This window comes from Citrobacter amalonaticus Y19 (assembly GCF_000981805.1).
In the GTDB taxonomy this organism is placed as follows: domain Bacteria; phylum Pseudomonadota; class Gammaproteobacteria; order Enterobacterales; family Enterobacteriaceae; genus Citrobacter_A; species Citrobacter_A amalonaticus_C.
On the sequence record NZ_CP011132.1, the window covers coordinates 936,942 to 948,028 of the forward strand.

The window sequence follows — 11,087 nt, forward strand, 5'->3', positions numbered from 1 at the left end:
TAAACTCATTCTCTGGAGAGAAAACTCCGGTGACATACCGTAAGCACTGACAAATCTACTCTGTTGTCAGGAACTGGCTATGTCGACAAAACAGGTTAACATTTTCTTGTCTGCCCATGAGCAGAGCGCCACTCACATCATTCATCGCTCTAATGACATGATAACCAGCGCAATCACTGGTCACCATTATTTTCTGATAGACACTACGCTTATAATAACTGACACGTTTGACATCAATATTCAAGAATGTCTGTATGTATGATTTTCTTGGCCATCTAAAATAATTGAAAACAACATCATTTTCCCTGGTAGATAAGGCAATATTTCCCGGATTTACTCCATGAAAAATGCCGTCAATGGTATCAAGCAGTAACTTAAGTTGCATATTACGACTGATAAAAATTACATCACAAAAAGAAAATAACATGGTTTTTTGTTGGAAATGCCTTAGCGAAAAGACTATCCTGTAGTTCCAGAATCCTGGTATCAAATAAATAATCTTAAAATCATCCACCGCTATAAATATGATGGTCTCTTCAGGATTGTATCGTTTTACCAGAGCAGTGACGAGTTCATCAGAATTCTTCTCACTTATATTAAGGTATTCAACATGTAAAGGATAATTATCATGCAATAAATGGCGCAAGCCCTGAATAAAATAGCTATCATTAGATATAATAATCGCGTGCTTTTTTTTATCCATCTTTCCATTCCCTAATTAGAGTGAAAACTTATCAATTTGTTTTCTGAACGCGGATGCCTTTGCCGTCCCTGGGTATAACTCACCCTGCATCATATCTATACCCATATTAAGAAGCGCTACCTTCTGACTTTCTGTATCTACACCCTCCGCAATCACCATGAGTTCCCATGTTCTGGCCGCACTCACCGCTATTTCAATGAGATCACGATGAATCAGTAGACCCTCTTTTTCTTTTGTCACTGCGCGATCCAGTCTGATGGCTTTGACATGATTAACTCTGCTATCGTCAATCATCAGTCTGATGCCTGAAATGCCCAAATGAGAAAAATAGCCAGATATCTTGTCCTTCTGTACGGTGGTATTTTGTTCCTCAACCTCAAACAGTATTAGTGTGTGGATACCTAGCACCTTTCTGAAATCAATCAGTGCATCCTTAACTAAATCGGATGACAACTGCTGACGAGTTACATAAAGAGAAAAAATGAAATCGTCACTTATGAGCATATTGTGTGCGCTTATACTCTCAGCGGTCTTAAGAAGCAACTGAGTGATATAAAAATCATCGAATTCAGAATTAGCACACTCATTGTTGTGAAGTCGATTGACGACATATTCCTGATCCCCTTTTACCTGATAAAAAATATCCGCACCGGCTATGCTGTGATCCCGGGCATTGATAATAGGTTTCAGAAATGGCGTGACCATCATGATTTCCTGGGGTGTGGCATCTAATGCTGGAACAGCATAAATGCACTCTTTCTTCGCTGACTTATCTGTTATTAGCATTTTTCCAACTCCTGAAACCTGTTTATCCTCTATTCAGTCTATGTGCAGCTAAAGATACGGGTAAAGGACACAGAATCTGCATGAACATATAATAGTTCCCGTAAGCAAGATACGGAATAAAAATGATTTTAAATGGGATCATGAAGATTATTATTCTGGAAAATGACAATAAATAAGATTAATTTTCTAATTCATTGCAAAAAACATTATTGATGAAGATATAACCACTTAATGTTTACTCTATCTCAAAGAAAAGTCATCCTCAAAATCGCAACAGCCATTCCTATTTAAAAAGATATAAGAAATTTAGTATGCCAATTTAAACACAATTCGGTAATCTGCGTATTCGCTTTTCAGACATGTGACAGATCAGAGATAGACAGCAGAAAATAAATATTGAGTAAATGCTAATATCCAATTTAATTAATGTGATTCATCATGCAGAACAATGAAAATTACAAGAAAATGCATACATCCGGAATGATACTCTATGTTATATCTGATTAACCAGACTATACTCTTCGATGAAGGGGAATGCTCCATTGCCAACGAAGCTACGGCTGAGGTTATTTTCTTGCCTTCCACGACAGCAAGACTGCTTTCCTTTTTTTTAACTCACTCAAACACTGTTCTTACGCGCCATGAAATTTTAACCAGCGTCTGGGATAGTTATGGTTACCAGGCAACCAACAATACTCTGACTCAGCACGTCTCCATCTTACGCAAAAATTTCTCACTTATTGGGGAAGTATCTGAGATCATTATTACTGTACCCAAAAAGGGTCTGCAACTCTCATCACATACCGATGTACAATTGATAAATAACGAAACAAAAAGTAGCGATGACGCATCAATATATAATAATTCAGAAAGCAATGATTATGCTGCTATAGGCAACCAAAGCAACGTTCCTGATGAAAATAGAGATCAAGACCTGTTACGTTCACCGGTTGCAGAGATGAAAAGGGAATGTCAAAAAATGACTGTCTTTTCAAATAAAATTTCATTACTGCTGCTTTCAGGCGTTATATGCCTGGTACTACTGATTTCCTTGTATTATTTTACATTAAGGACTATGGGCAGTGCGGGAGAGATTGACGCATATGAAGCAGGCAAGATAGGGTCATGCACTCTTCTTTTCTTCCGTAAGGAGGATCTGAAAACTATTGAGCTCAGCAGCCCGGTGATAGAAAAAGTGGCTCAACAATATCTACCTTGTTTACCCGGCAGTATTTATTATGCGGATGCTGAAGATAGCCTGACCTTTGATGGGGAAGGCCGCCTCTCACTCAGTCGCTGTTACCGCTTTAAAGATGAGCCAGAACATATTTTATATTGCAGGAGCTTATACTTTTATGTATCAAATGCTGGACCTTCTTAAAATTATCTTCATTGTCTCACTGGCTTTAATTGTCATAAAAGCGGCGGATGCAATGAGGCCAACAGAGATAAATTGTAGCAGCGCAATTTCGGTCAACTCTCCGGTCAATGATGATTATCTCTTTGAAGGGACGGTGTATGTCAGAATTTTAACGAATGGTGACGGTATGATCAGTTTATCTGGCGTTTCTTTTTCGAAGGTGAAACCCGAGTCTAACAGGAAGCATATGCTGATAAACTACAGCTTTCAGGTCAGTTCCAGACAAAACAACACGTTTGAAATCGATGACGTGCGGCTTTCCAGGCGTCAGCGGGATAAGATGGATGACAATGAAGCCAGCAGCATAGTGCAGGATTTGTTTGATTTTAAAGCCAATCGAGTGAATGTGGAAAAACTCTCAAATTCATACATCTTTGGCGGAATAGCAGGGGCGACATTTATCTGCGTAGAGAAATAATTCATGGTTTATTTCTCGCTTGCATCAATGATCTCTGAATCGCTACGGATAATCTAAACGCTTCTGATTTGTCGATAATATTGGTTTGTATATTCCGCAGGCGGCATCTGTTCGCTCATCCCCCCACGACGTGTGCAATATGCGAAAAAAAAGCCCGTACTTGCGTACGAGCTCTTTCTTAAATATGGCGGTGAGGGGGGGATTGACTCGCTTCGCTCGCCCTGACGGGCAGCCCGCTCACGGTGTTCGCGGTCTGTCCAACGGGCTTTGCCCGTTGTCGAACCCCGGTCGGGGATTCTCATCCCCCCCCCACGGCGTGTGCAATATGCGAAAAAAAAAGCCCGTACTTGCGTACGAGCTCTTTCTTAAATATGGCGGTGAGGGGGGGATTCGAACCCCCGATACGTTGCCGTATACACACTTTCCAGGCGTGCTCCTTCAGCCACTCGGACACCTCACCATATTGTCTTGCTGCCTGACCGCTTGGGGGGCAACGGGGCGCTACTATAGGGAGTTGCGCTAAAACGGTCAAGCAGTATTTACGCTTTGCTTCTCGTTTGGTTACGCATTGTACATCTTCCCCGAAGGAAGCTGTCGGGGAAGTTTTTTTAGCGTTGTGAATCCTCTGTTTTGCCATTCTTCACAACTTCCTCCCGGTCGGTTCATTCATGGGTTCTCCCGACAGACAACACGCTGGCGTCACTGCTGGCTTAATACCATCAGTTGCGGCGCATTTGCCGTCGTCGACCCATTTACCCTGATTGGACCTTTCAGGGCGAGTCACACACAACAAAAAAGGCCGGATAGACCGACCTTTTATTATTTGTACGCCATTCGGGCGTGAAAACAATCAGCGACTACGGAAGACAATGCGGCCTTTGCTCAGGTCGTACGGGGTCAGCTCAACAGTCACTTTGTCGCCCGTCAGGATGCGGATGTAGTTTTTACGCATTTTACCGGAGATGTGTGCAGTAACCACGTGACCGTTTTCTAACTCTACGCGGAACATGGTATTAGGTAACGTTTCGAGAACGGTACCCTGCATTTCAATATTGTCTTCTTTGGCCATCTAATCCTCTGGGGTATCACTACCGTAATTTGAACCGGCAAGATAATGCCGAAGTTCTTTTAATAAGTAAAGATTTGCACGTTCAAAACGCAGCAAACAAAATTTGGCGCATTACTCCGGATTGCTTAAAAAGCACACGGCAAAGCCGCACGTGAAGCGCAACGTATAAGGGAGCGATGAGATAAACGATGGCGTTACCTGACGCGAACGGATCCTTAACGGCAGCGGGGTAATGGGCTAAACCAACTCTGCGTCGCAATTATAACACCCTGACAAAAAATGTGCCGAAAACATTCACCCCTGGGGCAAAAATAACGTCCGGGGGACCCAAAAATCGCGAGGTAAACGTTGCTGGCGCAACGCATCGAGGTGCTCCAGATACACCCGGCGCGAAATTTCGACCGCCCCCAGCGATTCGGTATGATTATTGAGCACCTGACAATCCATTAACTTGCCGCCATGGCGGACAAACTCTGCGCAAAAAACCAGCAGCGCGGTTTTTGACGAGTTTTCCTGCCGACTGAACATCGATTCGCCGCAAAACAGGGAGCCCTGGGAAACGCCATACATCCCCCCGACCAGCTCATTATCGCGCCACACCTCAATGGAATGGGCGTGTCCCAGTTCGTGCAGTCGATGATAGGCCTCCACCACGCCCTGGGTTATCCATGTTCCCTCATCGCGATCGTTGGCGCAGCCGTCGATGACCTGACCAAACGCATAGTTCAGGGTGACACGATACGGAGAACGCTTATGGAAGCGCTTCATGCTGCGGCTGATATGAAACGTGTCAGGCCACAGAATGGCCCGAGGGTCCGGCGACCACCAGAGAATAGGGTCGCCAGGCGAAAACCACGGGAAGATACCACGCTGATAGGCCATCAGCAGGCGCGCAGGGCTCAGATCGCCTCCAAGCGCCAGCAGGCCGTTTGGCTCGCGTAAAGCGCCCTCCGGCGAAGGGAAGGCGATAGAGTGTCGGGAAAGCTGAACCAGGCGCATGACAGCAGAACTCCAGTACGCGAGTCGGATCGTTCAATAATAGCTTACAGACCTTGCTTAAACTGGTAATAACGCCCCTGCTGCGCTAACAGATCTGCGTGATTACCTTGCTCAATAATTTGGCCATTGTCCATCACTATTATTTGATCAAAACGCGCGAGTCCACGCAGGCGATGCGTCACCATCAGTAACGTTTTTCCGCGCATCACATCCGCCAGCAATTCAAGCATTTGGCTTTCGGTGGTCGCATCCAGTCCTTCCGTCGGTTCATCAAGCAGCATCAGCGGCGCATCGTGCAGCAGCGCACGGGCGATCGCCAGACGACGTAGTTCACCGCCGGACAACTGACGACCGCCTTCTCCCAGCCAGCTATTGAGACCGGTATCGTCAAGCAGTTTCTCCAGCCCGACACGGCGCAGCGTGTCTGCCAGTCGCTCGTCACTGGCGTCGGGTGCGGCAAGCAGCAGGTTGTCGCGCAGGGTGGCGCTGAACAAGTGCACGCGCTGCGGCACGACGCTGATGGTCTTGCGCAACGTCTTTTCATTCAATGCCGCAATCGGACGATCGTTAAGCAGGATCTCGCCCTGCTGCGGATCCCACGCGCGCGTGAGCAGTTGCAGCAATGTCGATTTACCGCACCCCGTGCGACCAAGAATGGCGATGTGTTCGCCAGGATTCACCTGAAGAGAGAGCGAATCCAGCGCCTTTTGCGCCTGCCCGGGATAGCTGAATACAACGTCACGCAGCGTCAGGGTAACCTGTTCCGGAACGCCTGACTCGTCGGTCGGGAAAATGACTTCCGGCTTCTGTTCGGTCAACTCGGTGATCCGCACGGCGGAGGCGATGACCTGTCCCAGATGCTGAAATGCGCCGGTAACCGGCGCCAGGGCTTCAAACGCCGCCAGCGCACAAAAGACAAACAGGGCAATCAGCGCCCCCGGCTGAGCGTTACCATCCACGCCGCCTGCCGCCATCCACAGCATCAGCAATATGGCAACGGCGCCGATCAGCAACATCAGCGCCTGTGACAGCGCCGTCAGTTCAGACTGTCGGCGTTGTGCTTCGTGCCACTGTAACTCTGTGGCTTCCATCTGCGCGCGATAACGGTCGCTGGCACCAAAAATAGTCAGTTCGGCCTGGCCCTGTAACCACGCGGTCAGTTGCTGACGATACTGTCCACGCAGATGCGTCAGGTTTTGCCCGGTGGTTTTCCCGGCGCGATAAAATACCGGCGGCATAATAAACAGCGTCAGCAGCATCACACCGCCGAGGGTGCAGGCGAGGGTGACGTCAAGCACGCTCAGCCCGATCGTCACAACCATAATCACCACAAAGGCACCCACCAGCGGCGAGATGACGCGCAGGTAGAGGTGATCCAGCGTATCCACATCTGCCACAATGCGGTTCAACAATTCACCCTGACGATAACGGGCCAGCCCGGCAGGGGAGAGCGGTAACAATTTGCTGAAGGTGTGAACGCGCAAATGCTGCAGCACGCGGAAGGTCGCATCATGGCTGACCAGTCGCTCGAAATAGCGTCCTGCAGTTCGGGTGATGGCTGCGCCGCGCACGCCCGCAGCAGGGAGCATGTAGTTAAAACTGTAGATACCGGCAAAACCCGCCACGGCTGACGCTGAGAGGAACCAGCCGGACAGCGTCAGCAGGCCAATACTGGCGAGCAGGGTGACGATCGCCAGCACGATGCCCAGCGTTAACATCCATTTGTGACGTTTATAGAGCGTCAGATAAGGTAGCAGCGCGCGCATTTAGATCTCCTCCTGACGATGGGCCAACAGCGTCGCAAATGCGCCATTAGCGGTACTCAACTCGGCCCAGGAGCCCTGTTCGATAATCTGTCCGTCCTGCATCACCCAAATCGTGTCCCAGTCGGCAAGATCTTCAAGCTGGTGCGTGACCATCAGCGTTGTCTGGCGCTTTGAGGCAGCTTTCAGCGCCTGCATGACCCGCTGTTCACTATGAGCGTCCAGGCTGGCCGCGGGTTCATCCAGCAGCAGCAACTTGCAGGGATTGAGGAGTGCACGTGCTACCGCTACGCGTTGTGCCTGGCCTACGGACAGGCGTCCGGCCTGATCGCCAACGGGAGTATCAACGCCCTGTGGCAACAGCGGCAGAAATTCGCTGACCCAGGCGCTGTCGAGCGCTGCGCGCAGTTCTTGCTCGCTGGCATTGGGGCGGGCCAACAGAACGTTTTCCCGTATTGTCGCCGCAGGTAACTGTGGGTTTTGCCCCACCCAGGAGAGATGTCTGCGCCAGGACTCCACCGACAAATCGCGCAGTTCCACGCCGTTAATGCGCAGCGAGCCCTGATAGGAAAGGAAGCCGGAAAGTGCATTCAGCAATGAACTCTTGCCTGAACCGCTACGACCGACCAGCACGGTACGCTGCCCGGCGGGAAGCGAGAAATTCAGCGGTCCCGCCAGCGTTTTACCTTCCGGGGAGGTGATAATGAGGTCTTCAGCGTCAATGGAAACAGGGTCTTGCGTGGATAATTCAACATCGCCGCCTTCCGGATGGGCGAGCGGCGTTTCCATAAAGGTTTTCAGACTGTCAGCCGCGCCCACCGCCTGCGCTTTGGCGTGATAGAACGTACCCAAATCGCGCAGCGGCTGGAAAAACTCAGGAGCCAGAATGAGGGCCAGGAATCCCGCCGCCAGCGTAACACCCGTACCATAATGGCCGAAGTTAAGTTCGCCGAGGTAGGAAAAGCCAAAGTAAACCGCGACCAGCGCGATGGAAAGCGAGGTGAAAAATTCCAGTACGCCCGATGATAAAAAGGCGAGGCGCAGCACTTCCATCGTGCGCTGGCGGAAATCTTGCGACGCGACGCGAATGCTTTCTGTTTCCGCGTCACCACGGCCAAAAATGCGCAGGGTATCCATTCCGCGTAAGCGATCGAGAAAATGCCCGCTCAGGCGGGCCAGCGCGAGGAAGTTACGACGGTTAGCATCGGCAGCGCCCATACCGACCATCGCCATGAACAGCGGGATCAGCGGCGCAGTGCCGAGCAGGATCAGCGCGGCGGCCCAGTTCGATGGGAAAATAGCCGCCACGATCAGGATGGGCACACACACGGCCAGCGCCATCTGCGGCAGATAACGTGCATAGTAATCGTGCATATCGTCAATTTGTTCCAGCACCAGCGTGGCCCAACTTCCCGCCGGTCGCCCCTGAATCCACGCCGGACCGGCCTGTTGCAGGCGATTGAGAACCTGGCGGCGGATCTCAAATCGGATATGTTGCCCCGCATGGAATCCCACGCGTTCGCGTAGCCATACCACCCAGGCACGCAGGATAAAGATCAACACCAGTATGACGAATGGCATCAGCAGCGCCTCGCGCGGGATGTTATCCATGATCATATGTTGCAGAATGCGAGCCATAATCCAGGCCTGAGCGACAATCAGTACACCACTCACGAACCCCAGCAGACGGGAAATCATAAGCCAGCGTTGGGAAATGACACTTTGCTGTTTTAACCAGAGGGTTAGCTCTTTTTGACGAGTTTTATTCATTGCGCGCTTAGCAGGTGAGTTATCAGAATTTTTTGGCAGGGCAATGTTACAACGAGGCAAAAATAAAGGCGACTTATAGTCGCCTTATTTACTTTTGTTACTGATTTGTAAAAACTATTTGCACGCGTCGGCTAAACCGTCGAGGTAACGTTCGGCATCCAGCGCAGCCATACAACCGGTGCCTGCGGAGGTAATAGCCTGACGATAAATGTGGTCCATCACGTCGCCAGCGGCGAAGACGCCCGGGATGCTGGTCTGAGTCGCGTTACCGTGACTGCCGGACTGCACTTTGATGTAGCCGTTTTCGAGCTCAAGCTGCCCTTCGAAAATTGCGGTGTTCGGGCTGTGGCCGATGGCAACAAACAGACCCGCGACTTCCAGCGACTCAATGTTGTCGGCATTCTGCGTATCGCGCAGGCGCAGACCCGTAACGCCCATCTGATCGCCGGTCACTTCTTCCAGCGTGCGGTGAGTGTGCAGCACGATGTTGCCGTTCTCCACTTTGTCCATCAGACGTTTAATCAGAATTTTTTCCGCGCGAAAACCATCACGACGGTGAATCAGGTGAACTTCAGAGGCGATGTTCGCCAGATACAGCGCTTCTTCGACGGCCGTGTTACCGCCACCGATGACCGCCACTTTCTGGTTGCGATAGAAAAAGCCGTCGCAGGTTGCGCAGGCTGAAACGCCACGGCCTTTGAACGCTTCTTCAGACGGCAGACCGAGATAACGGGCGGACGCGCCGGTTGCGATAATCAGCGCATCACAGGTGTACTCTGCACTGTCACCAATCAGACGGAACGGACGGTTTTGCAGGTCCACTTTATTGATGTGATCGAAGATTACCTCGGTTTCAAACTTAGTCGCATGCTCGTGCATACGTTCCATCAGCAGGGGACCGGTCAGATCGTTCGGATCGCCAGGCCAGTTTTCCACTTCCGTCGTGGTGGTCAGTTGACCGCCTTTTTCCATACCGGTAATCAACACCGGCTGCAGGTTTGCGCGCGCAGCATAGACCGCCGCGGTGTATCCCGCCGGGCCGGAACCCAGGATAAGCAGTTTACTGTGTTTGGTCGTGCCCATGAGATCCTCATTGTTGTTGGCAGGCAATGGGCTGGATTGTAGGGAATTTAGTGGCGTAAAAAAAGAGTATAGCGATTTTGTTAACAATTTGTGCAATAGACCAGGCCAATGAGTGAACAAATCTGCAGCCGCGCCATAAAAAATTCTACTTAAAATCGGTCAGTTATAAGGTGATAAAATGACGAAATGTCTTAACGCATAATGAATAACTGGCATGTTGTACTAAAAATCGATGTTTTACTTTGACAATCACCTGCCGTTTTGCGAAAACATTCGAGGAAGAAAAAAACAGTGTTGTGTGTGTGCCGCATAATCATGCATATAAATACCATGTTTACCGGGCTAGCGAAATCTACGCATGGCGTGGACAGACGCCATTCGTGATGTCGATAGCTGCCGTCAGGCAACGGTCTTCTCACTATAGACCCAGGCATTGCGCGCCGTTAATCCTCTGGGTTTCGGTCTATTGTGATGGGCATCGACTCTCGACAATGATGTTTGATGAGTCAGGCAGGAGTAGGGAAGGAATACAGAGAGACAATAATAATGGTAGATAGCAAAAAGCGCCCTGGCAAAGATCTCGACCGTATCGATCGTAACATTCTTAATGAGTTACAAAAGGATGGGCGTATTTCTAACGTCGAGCTTTCTAAACGAGTGGGACTTTCCCCGACGCCCTGCCTTGAGCGTGTGCGTCGTCTGGAAAGACAGGGTTTCATTCAGGGCTATACCGCTCTGTTAAACCCGCATTATCTGGATGCATCACTTCTGGTATTTGTTGAGATTACTCTGAATCGTGGCGCTCCGGATGTGTTTGAACAATTCAATGCTGCCGTACAGAAACTTGAAGAAATTCAAGAGTGTCATTTGGTGTCCGGTGATTTCGACTACCTGTTGAAAACACGTGTGCCGGACATGTCAGCGTACCGTAAGCTGCTAGGGGAAACCCTGCTGCGTCTGCCTGGCGTGAATGACACACGGACTTACGTGGTTATGGAAGAAGTCAAACAGAGTAATCGTCTGGTTATTAAGACGCGCTAATACGGAACAGGTGCAAAATCGGCGTATTTTGATTA

Annotated in this window: 10 protein-coding genes and 1 tRNA gene; 3 read left to right on the top strand and 8 right to left on the bottom strand. The window is 49.6% G+C overall.

The annotated features are described in order from the left end of the window. Positions 1 to 55: 55 nt before the first annotated feature. Both F384_RS04230 and F384_RS04235 read right to left on the bottom strand, forming a co-directional pair. Entirely contained in the window at positions 56 to 703 is a 648-nt protein-coding gene (locus F384_RS04230) for a hypothetical protein (protein WP_046477880.1), read from the bottom strand. A 15-nt stretch (positions 704 to 718) separates the two neighbouring features. Then, entirely contained in the window at positions 719 to 1,489 is a 771-nt protein-coding gene (locus tag F384_RS04235; RefSeq protein ID WP_046477882.1) for an EAL domain-containing protein, read from the bottom strand. Between the two features lie 490 nt (positions 1,490 to 1,979). Here F384_RS04235 and F384_RS27805 point away from each other — a divergent pair, with 490 nt between their 5' ends. Both F384_RS27805 and F384_RS04245 read left to right on the top strand, forming a co-directional pair. Beyond that, positions 1,980 to 2,870, top strand: coding sequence for a transcriptional regulator (locus F384_RS27805; protein WP_052746879.1), 891 nt, complete (start codon positions 1,980 to 1,982; stop codon positions 2,868 to 2,870). Continuing rightward, a complete protein-coding gene (locus tag F384_RS04245) occupies positions 2,845 to 3,327 on the top strand; it encodes a hypothetical protein (RefSeq protein ID WP_046477883.1) in 483 nt (160 codons plus the stop codon). Before F384_RS27805 ends, F384_RS04245 begins: the two co-directional genes overlap by 26 nt. Before the next feature lie 372 nt (positions 3,328 to 3,699). Here the strand turns inward: F384_RS04245 and F384_RS04250 are convergent. The 6 genes from F384_RS04250 to trxB all read right to left on the bottom strand — a co-directional run bounded on the left by F384_RS04250 (position 3,700) and on the right by trxB (position 10,011). After that, positions 3,700 to 3,787, bottom strand: a tRNA-Ser gene (locus F384_RS04250). 390 nt (positions 3,788 to 4,177) lie between these two features. After that, a complete protein-coding gene (infA, locus tag F384_RS04255) occupies positions 4,178 to 4,396 on the bottom strand; it encodes a translation initiation factor IF-1 (protein ID WP_001040187.1) in 219 nt (72 codons plus the stop codon). Positions 4,397 to 4,690: 294 nt separating this feature from the next. Next, entirely contained in the window at positions 4,691 to 5,395 is a 705-nt protein-coding gene (gene aat / locus F384_RS04260; protein WP_046478590.1) for a leucyl/phenylalanyl-tRNA--protein transferase, read from the bottom strand. A 44-nt stretch (positions 5,396 to 5,439) separates the two neighbouring features. Then, the gene (gene cydC / locus F384_RS04265; RefSeq protein ID WP_046478592.1) at positions 5,440 to 7,161 is read right to left on the bottom strand and encodes a heme ABC transporter ATP-binding protein/permease CydC; all 1,722 of its coding nucleotides are present in this window, start codon (positions 7,159 to 7,161) and stop codon (positions 5,440 to 5,442) included. Further along, entirely contained in the window at positions 7,162 to 8,928 is a 1,767-nt protein-coding gene (gene cydD / locus F384_RS04270; RefSeq protein WP_046478593.1) for a heme ABC transporter permease/ATP-binding protein CydD, read from the bottom strand. 114 nt (positions 8,929 to 9,042) lie between these two features. After that, the gene (gene trxB / locus F384_RS04275; protein WP_046478595.1) at positions 9,043 to 10,011 is read right to left on the bottom strand and encodes a thioredoxin-disulfide reductase; all 969 of its coding nucleotides are present in this window, start codon (positions 10,009 to 10,011) and stop codon (positions 9,043 to 9,045) included. Positions 10,012 to 10,557: 546 nt separating this feature from the next. On the opposite strand from trxB, the gene lrp reads away from it, so the two are divergent. Continuing rightward, on the top strand, positions 10,558 to 11,052 hold the full coding sequence (lrp, locus tag F384_RS04280) for a leucine-responsive transcriptional regulator Lrp (protein WP_000228469.1): 495 nt from the start codon (positions 10,558 to 10,560) through the stop codon (positions 11,050 to 11,052). Positions 11,053 to 11,087 lie beyond the last annotated feature (35 nt).